Source organism: Viridibacillus sp. NPDC093762, from assembly GCF_050279675.1.
In the GTDB taxonomy this organism is placed as follows: Bacteria; Bacillota; Bacilli; order Bacillales_A; family Planococcaceae; genus Viridibacillus.
The window spans coordinates 40,169-56,836 of sequence record NZ_JBNNUK010000015.1; the positions used below are offsets into that span (position 1 = coordinate 40,169).

A 16,668-nucleotide genomic window follows, 5' to 3' on the forward strand; every position below is an offset into this window, starting at 1 on the left:
CTTTTCGGTTCTTTTTTTATGAAAATAGTTGTTGAAGAAATGAAACTTTTCCAATAATCACCTAGTCTAACTACAAACAATTAAGGGAGGCAAGCGAAATGAATGATAAAGAAAAGGAAAAACGCTTGCAACAGGCGATGGATGATTCTGGCGATTATCTTGTGCAGCTTTGTTATACATACGTGCGTGATTGGGGTGCAGCAGAAGATGCTGCACAAGAAACATTCATACGATATTACAAAAATATGGAGCATTTTCGAGAGGATGCAGCATTAAAAACGTATTTATACCGAATTGCGGTAAATGTTAGCCATGACTACATAGCAAGCTGGAAATATCAAAAAGTACGCATTACTGACTTTTTTGGTAAATGGATTGCAACAAAGCAAACAACAGAGTCCATTGTAATGGAGCGAGATACTTCAAAAAAGCTTTTACATTCTATAGAAAACTTACCTACTAAATACAAAGATGCGATTGTATTGTATCATTTTGCAGAAATGTCTTTAATAGAAGTAAGTGACACACTTAATTTAAACGTCAATACGGTTAAAACCAGATTAAAAAGAGGAAGGCAATTACTAGGTAAGACAATGCAAGAAGGGGGAGAATTATATGGTAGATCCGATTCGTGACACGATGAAAAACGGGTATAGAGAAGGGCGTTTTTCTACACAAAAGAAACATGAAACGATTGAAAAAATAAGAAGAAAGAAAAAACACAATTTATATCCATATATTGCGATGGTTTTAACTTCTGTTGCACTAATAACGTTGACATTCAGATTAATCAACTTGCCCACAGAACAACAAGAAGTTATAGTGAATGGCAATAATTCTTCAACAAAGGCTGATCAGACAGTGACAAAAACTGTAGAGGAGAGAGTTGCGCTATTTACTGAATTAGTAAAGTTAAGTGCTTCCAACGATTCTAAAATCGAGAAGATTGATGAGCTACGAAATACATTTTTCGTTCAAAATGATTGGTTGTTACAGAGGGCAATTGAAACTGGAAATAGCTTATTTTACGAGTCACCTGATTTATCTAAAAGTGAAAGAGCTTCTCTAATTGAATTGCTGCAATATATGAATGCTTACGTTGTAAAAGGGGAAGAAGGAATTCCAGAAGTTTACAAGGTCTTTTCAGAAAATCAAGCATTCCGAGATGTGGTATCTAATAGTAAAGAACTAAAAAAAACTTTGGCTAATTATGTAGCTCTACCAGTTTATCCACCGGATTTGTTAAAACCACAGAAGTTTACAGAAAAAGTGGCAAGCCTTCCTATTCTTACATTGGGTTCATTTATATTATTTGTGCTATTGTTCGTTGCTGTAGTTATTCTAACTATAAGTGGGAGACGAAGAAATTGGATTTTTTTCCTACCATTAGTGTTCTTAGTTTTAGGATTGATCGGACTTTATAATAATCAAGAAGTAAAACTGTATGGTGATGATGAAACGATGATGTTGCAATCCATATCTAAAGCTTTAGATATATATGCAGATAAAGGAGAACCGATTAAAAATATAAAAAAATTAGAATTAGTTACAGCCGCTGCGTACCTAGATAAGAGAGTAGCACTAGCAAAAGCAGACGATCAATATATTCTCGCATCATTTGGTCTTAAGAATGGCCATTATGTATATGAAAAAATGAAGTGGGGTAGTAATGTGACGTTAACGAGCTATCAAAGAACGTTCGACGGTGAAGATTTCAGTAGTAGTTTCTTTAATAATAAATCGAATGTAGTCAAAGTGAAATTAGAAAACAAAGGATTCTCGACGTTTTTTCAAGTAGAACCTAAAGAAACCGTATTTTGGACCATACCAAGTGAGATTTTAGATGATGCTTTATCAGAAGGTTATTTTGTGGTATTTTACGATGGAAAAGGGAAAGTTGTAGATTAAATTAAACGTTTCAAAAGTCAATAGGCTTTTGAAATGTTTTTTTTGATTCCACCGAAACATAGAACAAGACTTGAACATTATACAACTAACTCACGTAAGACTGCTAATCTCATAATCAAGTAAATATTACAACAAAATATAATCGAATTTTATCTTGCGTATCTTCAAGCTCAAATCCATTATTAATATTCTCATAGGTTGTATAAACACTTTCTATATCTTTGAATATTTTTTTGATTGAATCGAAACTTAGTGTCGTTTAACATACTGTACTTCTTGATAATTATCCTTTTGTAATACAACAGAAGCCATTAAAATAGCGTCTTCATTATATTTCGATCATTGATACTACCCCAAGTTTCTTGTATAGGTTTTTTCCACTTGTCTTAGCACTGCTATCGTTCTTTCTTATAATCTTTTAATATTATAAACAAATAATTGTTCTAGTAGCAAAAATTTATGTCATGATTTAACTGATTGCTTATAAATTAAAGGCTTAACAGTCCAAATTAGGCTATACTAGGGTATGAGAGGAATCAAATTCAATTTCTTTCAAGTAAAGGAGCTGACTTAAATTGTTAAAACAACAAATTGAACATTATATTGAAAATCATATAAGTGAAAAAAAAATTGGATTGTTTGATATTGAAAAGGAATTCGCAGAAAAACATCAATTACTTCCTAGTGGGGTAGCTGTTACTGAAAAGGCATTTCACATAGATGCTCTTGAACGCTGTAATAAAGAGACGGAAGAATTGATCTCTACGGAAACTTCTGCCTTCTTGCAGAAATCAATTTCGTATTTGAAAGAACAAGCAAACGAATTTGTTTATGTGGAATCTAGTAATTTTGAGTTAATCCGTATGGACGCTGTAGCGCTAGAATTCGATGATGTTTTCGAAACTTATACTGCTTTATTTGGATTGAAATTACAAAAGAAATTCGGCGAGGCTATAAAAACTTATTTGAATACACATTTGCAAGGAGATAATACGAAATACAGTGTTATGTTTTCCGCTGAAGATGGTTTGTGGGATGTAAATGTGCCATTAGACTATCTAGAGGGTTTTAGTGAAGCGAAATCATTTGAAGAAATCTATCATATGATTTATCGCTTCTTCTTCAAATTAGTTGAAGAGATTGAAGAAGCACAGTGAAGGATGGGAAATGATTGAGTAACAGAGAATTTATTTACACATATTCAGGACATCGAGATGAGTATGATTTGTGTCGTATGGAGATGCGATCATTTTTTGGATTTGACGTCCATTCAAATGTGTTGAAAAGTACGATAGAAATAGATCCGAGTAGAAGTCCATTTATGAAAGAGCGCCTTGAAGTAATATATGAAGGTGAGAGCTTCGAACAAATAGCCGACTTAGTTGAACAACTTGATTTAGATCATGCAACATTTAAAGTTGTTTGTTTGAATGACTCTGAGCTTGGTTCTATGAAAAAGGTAGGCCACTCAAAACGACGAGAAATCGAACGTAATATTGGTTTACGTATTAAAGGTGAACCTGATTTAGAGCAACCTGAAACTGTATTTGGTGTCGTTATGATAGATAATAAATGGTATTTTGGTAAATTAGAAGTCAGTGAACCTATTTGGCTTCACCACCAGCAAAAACCGCATATGTACTCAACAGCGCTAAATACACGTGTTGCAAGAGCAGTTGCAAATATCGCAGTTCCGCATCCTAACGGGGTTCGTGCAATCGATCCATGTTGCGGTATTGGGACAGTTTTAGTAGAAGCATTATCGATGGGAATTGATATCGTTGGACGAGATATTAATCGACGTGTTGTGCTTGGCTCAAGAAAGAATATCGCACATTTCGGACTAGAAGGCGATGTAACTACTGGACCAATTTCAGAGATTGAAGACAATTATGATGTTGCTATTATTGATATGCCATACAATTTATTCACTCATATTACTATTGAAGAACAGCTTGATATTGTAAAGCAGGCTCGCCGATTCACCAAAAAAGTTGTTATAGTAACGATTGATACAATGGACCATATGGTCGAAGAAGCTGGTTTTGAAATTATCGATCGCTGTGAAGCAAGAAAAGGTACTTTTTCTAGACAAGTATTAGTTTGTAAATAATATATGCCCCTATACAAAGAGGATCATCTTATTCTTCTAGTATAAGGGGCTTTTTTTAATGATAAATACAACAACATATCTATATGCCTCATATACTTCGATTTATCAAAATAATTGAAGTAGTGAGAATTTAATTCTGTTCATACATATATGTAGGGTGTTATATTTGTTTAAAAGTCTTAAATTTTATTATTTGAAAGTGAAGTGCTTAAAATTGAGATTCCTCCAACAGTTTCATCCATTAGTATGGATCATTTTAGGTGGTACCGTATTTACCCGTATTGCAAGTTTTATGGCTATGCCATTTTTAGCGCTTTATCTACATAAAGATTTAGGAGTAGGGCCTTTACTTATAGGTATAACGATAGGGATTGCTCCATTACTATCTACTATAGGGGGCTTTATCGGCGGTTATTTGACTGACAGATTTGGTAGAAAACGAATTCTATTAATCACTGTTTTTGTATGGAGTACGGTGTTTATAGGATTCGCTACGACAAATATAGTTGCTATATTCATAGTCTTAAATGCTATCAATGGTTTATGTCGTTCATTTTTTGAACCGGCTACACAAGCATTAATGATTGATTTTACACCACAAGAAAGAAGAAAACGTCTCTTTTCATTACGATATACAGCAATTAATATTGCTGCTGTTATAGGTCCTGTTGTTGGAGTATATATTGCCAGCTTGTCCAGTCCAAGCGTGCCTTTTTTGTTTACAGGAGTTATGTACTGCGTATATGGAATCTTTTTGATGATCGTATTGAAGCGATATGAAATGAAACAGCAAAAACTAGCATCACAAATTCAAATACATCATATGTTTCGCATTATTTTATCGAATCGAAAAATGCAGCTGTTTGTTGCAGGTGCGATATTGATTAACTTTGGATACTCTCAGTTCGATTCCACCTTACCTCAATTGGTCGAATTGACTGTTGAGGATGGAGTAAAACTTTACTCATTATTAATAGCACTTAATGCTGCGGTCGTTCTTATTTTGCAATTACCGATTAGTATCTATTCGGAGCGATATTCTACGAAATTCACACTATTATTGGGTATTGGATTCTTTGTTGGGGGATTAACTTTATTTGGCTTGGCAAATAGTAGTCTCCTATTTGTTATTGGGATGGTACTCTTTACCATTGGAGAGATTTTCGTATTCCCAACAATGAATGTCCTAATTGATGAAATTGCCCCCGAAACACAAAAAGCAAGCTTTTTAGGGGCTGCCCAATTCAAGAACTTAGGAAGTTTCATCGGACCTGTCATAGGCGGATGGCTGTTAGTGCATTTTCAAGATCAACTCTTTCTTTTGGTAGCGTTGATTGTACTATCTAGTGCAGCATTTTATAAGACGGCGATGAATTTGAAACATTAAAGTGAACTTGAATATGTAAAATAACCCGGTTAATGGACAATATAATAAGGTCCTCTAGCTGGGTTTTATTTTGCAGTTTTAATAATGAAATTAGTTTGCCAAATACAACGCTTTTCTCTTGATTGTTCTGCAATAAAAAGGTAAATTAAATTGTGCTAATAAAGAACTGTTCGTAATGGAACTGTTCGGAATGAAAGGAGTGGGGGAATTTGAGTCTTGAAAAGGACGCTGTTATAAGGTCTGAAAAGCTATTACATTCATTTTGGCATGTGAACCATTGTATTAGGAGGATAGTACAAAGAACGGCATTAGAAAATGATCTTACGATTCCTCAATATGCTCTATTAATAACGCTTGCACCATTTGAAGAGATGACTCAAAAACAGTTAGGGAAGGTAACTTTTTTTCCGAAAAGTACATTAAGTCAAGCTGTTGATGGACTTGTGCAGGCTGAATTGATTCATAGAAATCCTGTAGCAGATAACCGAAGAGAAATGTTGCTGACCCTTAGTGATAAAGGTCAATTACTTTATAACAAGATACAAAGCCAAGAGAGTAGTATTCTCCAAGCTTTTGAGACAGCGGCTGAGTCACTCAGTGAAAAACAATACGATGATCTTCTAACATCACAGCGCCAAATAATTACATTATTAGAAGAGGCTATAGAAAGAGGAGAATGATTAAAGTGCTTAAACTACTAAAAAACCTAACAGTTTATAAGTGGATTGTTCTAGCGGTGGTTGGACTTGTATTCGTTCAATCCATGGCTGATCTGTATTTACCTACTCTAATGTCCGACATCATTGATAAGGGAGTAGTAGTAGGTGACAAGAATTATATTTTGAAAATCGGAGGATTAATGCTTTTAGTGGCTGCATTCGGTGTGTGTGCATCGATTGTTGCAAGCTATTACTCATCAAAAGCGGCAATGGGTTTCGGTCGCGATGTCCGCCGAAAAGTGTTTAATCATGTTGAAGGATTTTCACTGCAAGATTTTGATGAAGTTGGAACAGCATCACTGATTACACGTACAACAAATGACATAACTCAAGTACAGCAAGTAGTGATCATGTTACTAAGAATGGTTGTAAGTGCACCGATTATGTTTGTTGGTGGATTAATAATGGCTTTATCAAAAGATGCAAAATTATCGCTTATTATCGTAGCAACAATCCCTGTACTAATGGGAGCAGTTATTCTCATTATGACAAAAGGAATACCGCTTTTTAAATTAGTGCAAACACGTTTAGATCGTTTGAATTTAGTATTACGAGAAAATTTAACAGGGATACGCGTTATACGTGCTTTTAATCGTGAAAAGCAAGAAAAAGTTCGTTTACAGAAAGCAAATAAAGATTTAATGGACGTTTCTATCAAAGTCAATAAAGTAATGGCATTTTTAATGCCGGTTATGATGCTTGTAATGAATTTAACAGTTGTTGGTATCATTTGGTTTGGTGGAATTCGTATCGATAATGGTGGTATGCAGATCGGGGACTTGATGGCTTTTATTCAATACGTCATGCAAATCATGTTCGCTCTTGTTATGGCATCAATGATGTTTGTTATGATTCCAAGAGCTGCAGTATCTGCTAAACGTATAAATGAAGTGTTAGATAAGAAACCAACAATACTTAATGAAGGATCTAAAGCGGTAGACCAAGAGCGAGGAACACTTGAATTTGACAACGTCTCTTTTACTTATCCAGGAGCAGAAGAACCTGTTTTATCTAATATTAGTTTCCGTGCTAAGTCAGGTGAAATTACTGCAATCATTGGGGGTACCGGTGCTGGGAAGTCAACACTTGTGAATCTAATTCCCCGTTTTTATGATGTTACTAGTGGAACGATTCGAGTAAATGGTGTAGATCTAAAAGAGACATCAATTGAAGAGGTACGTTCTAAGATTGGTTATGTACCGCAAAAAGCACTACTCTTTACAGGTACGATCGCTGAAAATATTTGCTTTGGTAAAGAAGATGCTACGCTAGAAGAGATTGAACATGCTGCGCGCATAGCTCAAGCAGAAGATTTTATTAGCAAAATGGAAAATGGTTATGAATCTGAGATTTCTCAAGGTGGTTCAAATGTATCTGGTGGTCAAAAACAACGTCTTTCAATTGCAAGAGCGTTAGTAAGAAAACCCGATATTTATATATTCGATGATAGCTTTTCAGCGCTTGATTATAAAACAGATGCAAGTTTACGTGCTGCATTAAAAGAAGAAACGAAGGATGCGACCATGCTACTTGTTGCTCAGAGGGTTAGTACTGTAGTTGATGCTGATCGAATCATCGTTTTAGATAAAGGTGAAATAGCTGGTATAGGTACACATAAAGAGCTACTTGAAGAAAATGAAGTATATCGTGAAATCGTGAAATCACAGCTCTCAGAGGAGGAAATCGCATGAGTAAGCACAGAAAAACGCAACCTCAAGGCGGCGGTCCAATGGGGAACGGCGGTAATATGATGATGGCGGGTCAAAAAGCGAAAGATTTTAAAGGTACGTTTAGACGTTTACTTAGCTTTTTAAAACCACATCGTAATCGATTAATTATCGTGTTTTTAGCAGCAATAATGAGTACAGTTTTCATGGTTGTAGGTCCGAAGATAATGGGTCATGCTATCACTGAATTATTTGAAGGGGCATATAGCAAATTCAAAGGAGTACCAGGAGCAGAAATCGATTTCCATGCAATTGGACAATTGTTACTGTTACTTGCAGGACTTTATGTTGTTAGTAGTTTGTTTTCGTATATTCAACAATATATTATGTCTAGCGTCGCTCAAAAAACAGTTTATGATTTAAGAACAGAGATCAATGAAAAGCTAGAGAAGCTTCCATTGAAATACTATGATGGACGAGCAAATGGAGAAACTTTAAGTAGGGTAACAAATGATATTGATACGATTGGTAGTACGCTACAGCAGAGTGTAACTCAGTTTATCACTTCGATTGTAACAATAATTGGGATTATTATCATGATGTTAACAATCAGCCCGTTGCTGACATTAATATCAATTGTAAGTTTGCCACTTTCAATTTTCGTTATTAAACCAATTTTGAAAAGGTCTCAAAAACATTTTGCAGAACAACAAAAAACACTTGGCCAGTTAAATGGTCATATTGAAGAAATGTATACAGGCCACCAAGTCGTGAAAGTATTTGGTCATGAGAAAAAAGCGGTCGCAGAGTTCGATGAAGTAAATGAAAAATTATATCAAGCAGGTCGTAAAGCACAATTTATCTCAGGGATGATTATGCCTTTAATGTCATTCATCGGGAATTTAAGTTACGTTATCATTAGTGTTGTGGGTGGTATTTTAGTAACACAACGTGCGATTTCAATTGGTGATATACAAGCATTTATTACGTACACTCGCCAGTTTACACAGCCAATTGCACAAACAGCGAACATTGCAAACATTATCCAATCAACAATTGCCGCGGCGGAACGTGTTTTTGAACTGCTAGATGAAGAAGAGGAAGTAAAAGAAGTGACATCATCTAGTTTAACAAAAGCGAAAGGAGCCGTGACTTTCGAGCATGTTAGTTTTGGATATGGCAAGGAACTTTTAATAGAAGACATGAATATTGAAGTACACCCAGGTCAAACAGTTGCAATTGTAGGTCCAACTGGAGCTGGTAAGACGACACTGATCAATCTGTTAATGAGATTCTATGAGTTAAATGACGGGAACATCAAAATTGATGGTATTGATACACGTAACATATCTCGCGAAAACCTTCGTAAAACATTTGGTATGGTGCTCCAGGACACTTGGCTCTTTAATGGGACAATTAAAGAGAATTTAGCTTTTGGGAAAGAAAATGCAACAGATGAAGAAATATTTTCGGCTGCCAAAACAGCTCGAGCAGATCAATTCATTCGTACACTTCCAGATGGGTATAACACAGTTTTAAATGAAGAAGCTTCTAACATTTCACAAGGACAAAAGCAGCTCTTAACTATTGCTCGAGCCGTACTTGCGGATCCACCGATCATGATTTTAGACGAAGCAACTTCTAGTGTTGATACGCGTACAGAATTACTGATCCAACAAGCGATGAATCGTTTAATGGAAGGGCGAACTAGCTTTGTTATTGCACATCGTCTATCCACGATTAGAGATGCTGACTTGATTCTAGTCATGGATCAGGGTAAAGTGATTGAACAAGGAACACATCAGGATCTGTTAGAAGATGACGGTTTTTATGCTGACCTTTATAACAGTCAATTTTCTAATAAAAAAGCAATGTAAAAATGTAGCCTTGATTCTAATTTGGAATCAAGGCTTTTTAACATTAGGAGGACAGAATAGTCAGTAATATTAGAATTGTATAAAATAACAAATGACAATATAATAAAAAGAATAGCTTAATATATTTGCAGAAATTACAGTCCGAATAATATGATGAAAAGCGGAGGTAAGCAATGAACATTTCTTATAAATTATTGTCGTCAGTAAGCTTTCAAGAAGCACATGGATTATTTAATAGAGGGTTTGAAGGATATTTATTACCGATGAATTTATCTTTTGAAACATTCATTAGTAAGTTTGGAAATGAAGGATTATCCCCATCACTCTCAGTCGTTGCGTATGATGGTATTGAGCCTGTGGGATTTGTACTGCAAGGGATTAGAGAAGTGGGTGGTCAAAAGGTTTCTTGGAATGGTGGAACCGGTATTGTGCCCGAATATCGTGGGAAGAAGTTGGGCTTTTCTTTGATGCAAGAGGCGGAGAAAGTCTTAATAGACAACAAAGTTTCTATAGCTACATTAGAAGCACTTTCTGAAAATAGACCGGCCATATTGTTATATGAGAAGTGTGGTTACAAAGTAGTTGACGATTTGCTCTTTTTATCAGCAGAAGGGGCATTAGATAATCAATTACCAAGTTTAGATGGCTATGAAATTCAAAGAATTCCTGCTGTACATGCAATAGGTTCACGTTTATTACCGTCTATTGTACCTTGGCAAACAGATCCTAGTAGCACACCTAAAATAGGTGGAGAAGTTGTGATGATTACAAAGGATGAAGATGTACAGGCGGCATGTCTTATTCGGAAAAAACATGTATTTGGAAATGAAACGGAAGGTATTACATTATTTCAAGTATCTGAAAATGGTGATGAAGAGGTACTAAATGCATTACTTGCGTATGCTTTAGAATATGATAAGCCAATAAATCGTACTACTTATAACTTCTTAAAAGGAAACGGACGAGTGATTTCCTTATTAATGAAAAGTGGATTTAAAAAGACGCCTGTTTCACAAGTATTTATGACAAAGACTTTCTAACTTAACCAGTTCAAAAATCAATAAAGTGACTGTTTTGCTTTTAATTTTTGGGCTCTATTTAACTTTAATATTAGTTTTTATTAATTAAGAAGCGTATTGGCTATTTTAAGTCGAATACGCCTTCTTTCATTCATGGGGTGAATAATTACATTAATATCCAGACTTATACTCTGCTACTAAGTATGCAATAATTAAAATTATGTTTAAAAGCATAATACCTAGAACAGAACTAGCTTTTGTCTGTGTAATTTCTTTCTTGGTAACATCTACTCCCTCTTTAAAGTTCTTACGTTTTTGTTTTTCAATAGTATATGTAAATCCCAAAAATAAAAATGCTCGTCCATTCAATAATGCTTCCTTAGGTTTGAAGAATTGCCAAATTAATAATGTATATAGCGGACTAAATAATAGGATACCTGTTAATATTTTCAACTCCTCCTAAAATTCCTATTTCTAAACTATGGTGAATTTTTTCGTTTAATAAAGATGGTATTCTACAAATATTCCTGAAAAACCTTTTAATCTATCATTTATCTCAATGGACTCGCTACGTTCGTGTATTGAATCTAAGCAACTATTCACGACAAATGTGTGATTACCTTGTTTATCTGTATGCAAAACAAGTGTATTTAAGAAATATCAAGAATCTAATTAAATAGATACCATTTTTAGAACATGCTATATCACAATTCAAGCCCTTCAATCAACAGATTGAAGGGCTCGTTAGTTAGGTTAAACAGATTTATTCATTTCGCTTGCTTGTTCTCTTTGCTGCCTTTTTGCTTTACGGAAGTGAAGTGTCTCGTATATAACGGGAATAACCACAAGTGTCAGCAATGTGGCCATTGTTAAACCGCCAATTACGACGATTGCAAGACTGCTGGATACTAAGCTAGTTGACTCAGCCTTTTTAAATAATAATGGAATCATAGCACAGACTGTCGCCATAGCGGTCATTAGAATTGGACGCATTCTTGTAGCTGCTGCTTCTACTAGTGCGTCACGAATAATCATTGTTTTTTCATTTTGTTTGACTCGATCTAGCAAAACAATCGCATTCGTAACTACAATGCCAATTAGCATTAAGGCACCAAGTAGTGCCGTAACATCTACCGTAATTCCACTAATCAATAGGCCGAGAATCGCGCCAATTGCTGCTAATGGAAGTGAACATAATATTGCAATTGGTGCACGGAATGTCTTAAAGGTTACAACCATAATTAAGAATACGATTCCGATTGATACAAGCATAGTGATAAATAAATCAGAGAAATCGTCTGCCTGCTGTGCACTTGCACCGCCAATATATACGTTTACTCCAGATGGAATCTTCATTCCTTTAACATCTTTCTTACCAAAGATAGTTTTAGTAATCTCTTCATTGACCTTTGATAGATGCTCAGGATCAACACTAGCGGTAATACGTACATATGAATTGCCATCTTTATGAATTATGTTTGTTGGCTTCTCTTCTTGTTTTAGCGTAGCTACTTTGGATAAAGGCTCCATTCCTGTAGGTGTAGCGACTAACATCTTGTTTAATTCATCTTTCGTTTTTGGGTTCAGGAGAGGCTCTATCATAATGGTAGTTGGCTGTGAACCAATCGTTGCCATTCCTATAGGCGTTCGATTTAGAAAAACACCTAATTGCTGAGAAATTTGCGTTGCGCTTCCTTCAGCAGCATTCACTTTATAGGAATAGACCATTTTTTTGTCATCCTGATTGGTTGTTACCTTATCAATACCTTTTATTCCTTCGATTTTTTCTTTTACATTAGTTGCAGTTTTTTCAATTTGATTTAAATCATCACCCATAATATCAATCGTAATTGGTGAAGATGACCCTGACATAAAGGAAGCTGTATCTACTGTTAGTTCTGCACCCACATACTCATTCTTTTGTTTTTCTAGTCTTTCAAGCATTTGTTCTGTATCTTTACTATCCTTTAACATGATCATGATGGTTGCAAGCGTTGGAGAATTAACCCCTCCAAATCTCGCGGCATCTTCTGTATTACCAAGCTGTGTATATTCATATTCCACTTCATCTTGAGAGTGAATGTAATCTTCAAGGCGAAGTGTATTTTCTTTTACTTTTTCAAGTGGTGTATCATTTGGATATTCTAAAGTTGCCTGAATGAAATCAGCTGTCGATTTATCAATCTCTCCCTTAGGCATTGCGAAATAAGTCCCAATTGAACCTGCAAATAATAACAAAGAGAGTAGATATACAACCCATTTGTGATTTAGTGTCCATGTTAATAAGCGAGAAAAACGTACTGCAGGCTTATGCACAGCAAGTTTACTATTTTTCAATAAGGATGAACTCATCAACGGTACAACTGTGACTGCAACAATTAATGAAGCGAGTAAAGAATATGTGATCGTCAAGGCAAATGGCATTAAAAAGTCTTGTAAACTGCCACTAACTAATCCTATTGGTAAGAATACGGCAACAGTTGTTAGTGTAGAAGCTAATATAGCTGTTCCTACTTCTTTTGTCGCTTCTACAACAAGACTAACTGAGAATTTTTCGTTTTGCATTTTCCGGAAAATGTTTTCTATTACGACGATACTATCGTCAACAAGTCTTCCAACAGCTACAGCTACTCCACCTAATGTCAAAATGTTTAAAGACACTCCTGACATCCATAGCAGAAACAGTGTAAAAGCTAGAGAAAGCGGTATGGAGACAATCGTAATAAATGTTGAACGTAGGTTTCTTAGAAATAGAACAATTACTATGGTCGCGAATAGTGCGCCTAATAATACTTCTTTCATCATCGTATTTACGGAACCTTCAATCATATCGGCTGTCGACATAATAACATCGCTCTGGACATTATGGTATTGTTTGTTCATTTTCTTTGTTACTTCGGCAATTTCTTTCCCTGTACTTACTGCGTTTGCATTACTTTGTTTCGTCATAATAAGAATTAACGCATCTTTACCGTTTACACGAGTAAGAGTAGTAGTTGGCTTTTTAATGCTTACTTTTGCGACATCCTCCAGTTTGACATCTGGAGCAATGGACAGTTGTTTAATGTCTTTCAAAGAATTCAATTTTCCAATGATTTTGATGTTACTGGCTTTGTCGTCAATCGTTTTTTCCCCGACAGAAGCAGAAAGGTTTTGATCTTGGAGTACTGTCATAATATTCTCAAGTGATAATTGTTTTTCTGCTAATAGCGTATTATTTATTTTTATAGAAACATATGAACTTTCTGTACCAAACGCTTGCACATCTGCGATACCTTTTATATCTTTATACATTGGAATGATTTTTTTCTTAGCAAATTCGCTGTTTCTTTTTGTTAATCCATCCTTAAAAGTAATAGAAACATCTGCGATCGGGATCATGGATGTATTAAGCTGAATGATTGAAGGTTTCTGAACATTCTTAGGTAATGTCACCGTAGCAAGAGCTTCTTGCACTTCTTGCTTAGCATCTTTCATATTGGTTTTTGATTCAAATAATATATCGATTTGTGTAAATCCATCACCTGTTGTGGAGAAATAATCTTTCTTTCCTTTGACAGAACTCACTGCGGTTTCAATTGGCGTTGTGACCTGTTCCTCCATCGAATTAGAATCGATTCCTTGCCCCAGTGCAATAATCGTTATTTGCGGTTGATCAGCAGGTGGTAAAAACTCCATTGGTAATTTGAAATAGCTAACACATCCTAAAAGTAATACAAGGATTGTAACTAATGTTATGGCCGCTTTATTCTTGAAGGACCATTTAGTAAACACAGACATTTAATAAAATCTCCTTTCTCATACTCATCCATTTTATGCATTGCTCAATCTCAACATTAAGATTTCTCACTTTTTTTTGTGGTTTTCCTCCTGTATGTAATTGTAAGTCTTTGGAATTTTAAGGATAATAGACCAGGGGTGGTGGTTTCTCTAAGTCTTGAGACCGATTTTTAATCATTTGAGGGACCGATTGCAGATTCAATGATTCGAAATTTGAAGGAGATTTTATATTTCAAATTGCTAAGGTTATACTTAAAGATATACATTAGGGATTTATGGTTATTTTAGTACGTTCGAACAAATAATATAAAAATTGCCCAACTTTAAAAAGCTAAGCTGTTATTAGAGGACATAAAATCATGCTAATGTAGATAATCCTTTGAAAAAGTAGATTCTAAAATTAACTATCCAATAAAGAAAACTATAGAAGGTGAAAATTTGTACCGAATATTACTAGTAGAAGACGATGAATCGCTTGCAACATTATTAGCTGAACATCTAGAGAATTATAATTATCAATGTACAATCTGTACGGATTTTGAAGATGTATCCGGAGAAGTTGAACGGATAAAACCGCATCTTGTTCTTCTTGATATCAACTTGCCAAAATACGATGGATTCTATTGGTGTAGAAAGATTAGGCAATTCTCAACTTGTCCTATAATCATTATCTCCGCGCGCAATGGTGATTTTGAACAAGTCTTTGGCATTGAGAACGGGGCAGACGACTATATTACGAAGCCGTTCTCACTTGATGTTGTAATAGCAAAAGTAAATGGTCAAATTAGAAGGATTTATGGTGACTATGCATCAAATCAAACGGAGCGTACTGTCGTCAAAGGGGATTTGAAACTATATCTTGAAAGTATGATTCTTGAAAACAATCATGAGCAAGTTACGTTAACAAAAAAAGAGTTAATGCTTGCTAGCATGTTACTAGAAAATACACCAAAAGTATTAAGCCGAGATGTATTACTAGCTAAGCTATGGGATGATGAGAGCTTTGTTGAAGAAAATACATTAAATGTGAATATCGCAAGACTACGCAAAAAGCTACAGGATGTAGGGTCAAAAGCTGAGATTGAGGCGGTCCGGGGGGTAGGATATCGCTTAATTGAGGGGACAAGATGAAACTTTTTATAAAAGACCAACTACCAATTATTATTTTGTATGGGTTAACATTCATCGGTTTGTTCCTGTTATATGACTGGTTAGGGGAGATGAATAATAAGAAAGGCTATTTCATCTTTTTAAGTTTAGTTCTATTATTCTTATTTCTTCTTTATCAGTACTTTAGCCATAAAAACCTCTATAAACAATTATCTACTAAGCCTGAAAAGCTAGAGGATGCGATCATTCCAAAACCTTACTGTGCAATGGAAGAAGCTTATAGTAAAAGTATGCATAGCTATTTGCAACTACATCATTATGATATGAATCGTTTAACAAAAAGACAGAAAGAGTACCAAGTAATGATAAATAATTGGGTACATCAGATAAAGACACCTGTTTCGGTGATTAGCATGTTAACACAAATGAATGAGGGAGATCCAAATTTCAGTAAAGTGAAACGTGAAGTTAACAAAATCAATTATGATCTATCACAAATATTGACATATCTTCGTACTGAAGATTTTTCGGCAGATCTTAAAATCGAAAAAACTTCATTTAGAGATGTGATATTAGAAGTCACGAATGATTTAAAAGATTTTTTTATTTCGAAGTCTGTCTTTCCAAATCTATCAGTTAGTGAACATCTATCTGTCTATACTGATGAAAAATGGATGAAAATTGTCTTATATCAAGTCATTAATAATGCTATTAAGTATAGTGATGAAGGCGAGCGAGTTCATATCGCAGTAGAAATGGAAGGGGAAACAGCCATTCTAAAAATTACGAACAAAGGAATGGGCATCGAACAAAGTGACTTGAACCGAGTATTTGACTTATTCTTCACCGGTGAAAATGGTCGAAGGAATGGTGAATCAACAGGAATGGGTCTCTATATTGTGAAAAAAATCCTTGATATGCTAAATCACGAATACAAAATTGAATCTACCGTTAATGAGAAAACAACTTTCTCTATTTACTTTAAGCCATGATGATGTCATGGCTTTTATTTATGACAAAAACGTAATGATACTGCAATGATAGGAAATTGTGAGCTTTCCATTCAGCACTTATGATTAGGTTAGTCA

13 protein-coding genes are annotated in these 16,668 nt (G+C 35.0%); 11 read left to right on the forward strand and 2 right to left on the reverse strand.

From position 1 onward, the window contains the following. Nucleotides 1-98 precede the first annotated feature (98 nt). From ACQKM9_RS16440 to ACQKM9_RS16480, 9 genes are all read left to right on the forward strand, one after another. Entirely contained in the window at nucleotides 99-635 is a 537-nt protein-coding gene (locus tag ACQKM9_RS16440; protein WP_427735439.1) for a sigma-70 family RNA polymerase sigma factor, read from the forward strand. Next, nucleotides 616-1,908 carry a hypothetical protein gene (locus ACQKM9_RS16445; protein WP_427735440.1) on the forward strand — a complete coding sequence of 431 codons (1,293 nt, stop codon included), beginning with the start codon at nucleotides 616-618 and terminating at the stop codon, nucleotides 1,906-1,908. Before ACQKM9_RS16440 ends, ACQKM9_RS16445 begins: the two co-directional genes overlap by 20 nt. A 575-nt stretch (nucleotides 1,909-2,483) precedes the next feature. Next, nucleotides 2,484-3,065, forward strand: a complete 582-nt coding sequence (locus ACQKM9_RS16450; RefSeq protein WP_427735441.1) for a branched-chain amino acid aminotransferase — start codon at nucleotides 2,484-2,486, stop codon at nucleotides 3,063-3,065. Nucleotides 3,066-3,142: 77 nt separating this feature from the next. Further along, complete coding sequence (locus tag ACQKM9_RS16455) at nucleotides 3,143-4,021, forward strand: TRM11 family SAM-dependent methyltransferase (RefSeq protein ID WP_427735489.1); 879 nt, start codon at nucleotides 3,143-3,145, stop codon at nucleotides 4,019-4,021. 214 nt (nucleotides 4,022-4,235) lie between these two features. After that, the gene (locus tag ACQKM9_RS16460; protein WP_427735442.1) at nucleotides 4,236-5,408 is read left to right on the forward strand and encodes an MDR family MFS transporter; all 1,173 of its coding nucleotides are present in this window, start codon (nucleotides 4,236-4,238) and stop codon (nucleotides 5,406-5,408) included. A 209-nt stretch (nucleotides 5,409-5,617) separates the two neighbouring features. Beyond that, entirely contained in the window at nucleotides 5,618-6,088 is a 471-nt protein-coding gene (locus tag ACQKM9_RS16465) for a MarR family winged helix-turn-helix transcriptional regulator (RefSeq protein WP_427735443.1), read from the forward strand. Nucleotides 6,089-6,093: 5 nt separating this feature from the next. Beyond that, nucleotides 6,094-7,818, forward strand: a complete 1,725-nt coding sequence (locus ACQKM9_RS16470) for an ABC transporter ATP-binding protein (RefSeq protein ID WP_427735444.1) — start codon at nucleotides 6,094-6,096, stop codon at nucleotides 7,816-7,818. Beyond that, nucleotides 7,815-9,671, forward strand: coding sequence for an ABC transporter ATP-binding protein (locus ACQKM9_RS16475; protein ID WP_427735445.1), 1,857 nt, complete (start codon nucleotides 7,815-7,817; stop codon nucleotides 9,669-9,671). Before ACQKM9_RS16470 ends, ACQKM9_RS16475 begins: the two co-directional genes overlap by 4 nt. Before the next feature lie 173 nt (nucleotides 9,672-9,844). Continuing rightward, nucleotides 9,845-10,711, forward strand: a complete 867-nt coding sequence (locus tag ACQKM9_RS16480; protein ID WP_427735446.1) for a GNAT family N-acetyltransferase — start codon at nucleotides 9,845-9,847, stop codon at nucleotides 10,709-10,711. 150 nt (nucleotides 10,712-10,861) lie between these two features. Here the strand turns inward: ACQKM9_RS16480 and ACQKM9_RS16485 are convergent, their stop codons facing one another. Further along, on the reverse strand, nucleotides 10,862-11,143 hold the full coding sequence (locus ACQKM9_RS16485; RefSeq protein WP_427735447.1) for a hypothetical protein: 282 nt from the start codon (nucleotides 11,141-11,143) through the stop codon (nucleotides 10,862-10,864). A gap of 300 nt (nucleotides 11,144-11,443) precedes the next feature. Further along, nucleotides 11,444-14,470 (reverse strand): efflux RND transporter permease subunit, encoded by a 3,027-nt coding sequence (locus ACQKM9_RS16490; RefSeq protein ID WP_427735448.1) that lies wholly within the window; start codon nucleotides 14,468-14,470, stop codon nucleotides 11,444-11,446. 438 nt (nucleotides 14,471-14,908) lie between these two features. Between ACQKM9_RS16490 and ACQKM9_RS16495 the strand changes: the two genes are divergently transcribed. Together ACQKM9_RS16495 and ACQKM9_RS16500 are read left to right on the forward strand one after the other, a co-directional pair. Continuing rightward, nucleotides 14,909-15,601 (forward strand): response regulator transcription factor, encoded by a 693-nt coding sequence (locus ACQKM9_RS16495; RefSeq protein ID WP_427735449.1) that lies wholly within the window; start codon nucleotides 14,909-14,911, stop codon nucleotides 15,599-15,601. Beyond that, nucleotides 15,598-16,572, forward strand: coding sequence for a sensor histidine kinase (locus ACQKM9_RS16500; RefSeq protein WP_427735450.1), 975 nt, complete (start codon nucleotides 15,598-15,600; stop codon nucleotides 16,570-16,572). Before ACQKM9_RS16495 ends, ACQKM9_RS16500 begins: the two co-directional genes overlap by 4 nt. Nucleotides 16,573-16,668 lie beyond the last annotated feature (96 nt).

Bases quoted from the DNA above. Each gene is read 5' to 3' on its own strand.
- ACQKM9_RS16445 (WP_427735440.1), top strand. From the start codon at position 616: ATGGTAGATCCGATTCGTGACACGATGAAAAACGGGTATAGAGAAGGG.
- ACQKM9_RS16490 (WP_427735448.1), bottom strand. From the start codon at position 14,470: ATGTCTGTGTTTACTAAATGGTCCTTCAAGAATAAAGCGGCCATAACA.
- ACQKM9_RS16480 (WP_427735446.1), top strand. From the start codon at position 9,845: ATGAACATTTCTTATAAATTATTGTCGTCAGTAAGCTTTCAAGAAGCA.
- ACQKM9_RS16455 (WP_427735489.1), top strand. From the start codon at position 3,143: ATGGAGATGCGATCATTTTTTGGATTTGACGTCCATTCAAATGTGTTG.
- ACQKM9_RS16475 (WP_427735445.1), top strand. From the start codon at position 7,815: ATGAGTAAGCACAGAAAAACGCAACCTCAAGGCGGCGGTCCAATGGGG.
- ACQKM9_RS16500 (WP_427735450.1), top strand. From the start codon at position 15,598: ATGAAACTTTTTATAAAAGACCAACTACCAATTATTATTTTGTATGGG.
- ACQKM9_RS16440 (WP_427735439.1), top strand. From the start codon at position 99: ATGAATGATAAAGAAAAGGAAAAACGCTTGCAACAGGCGATGGATGAT.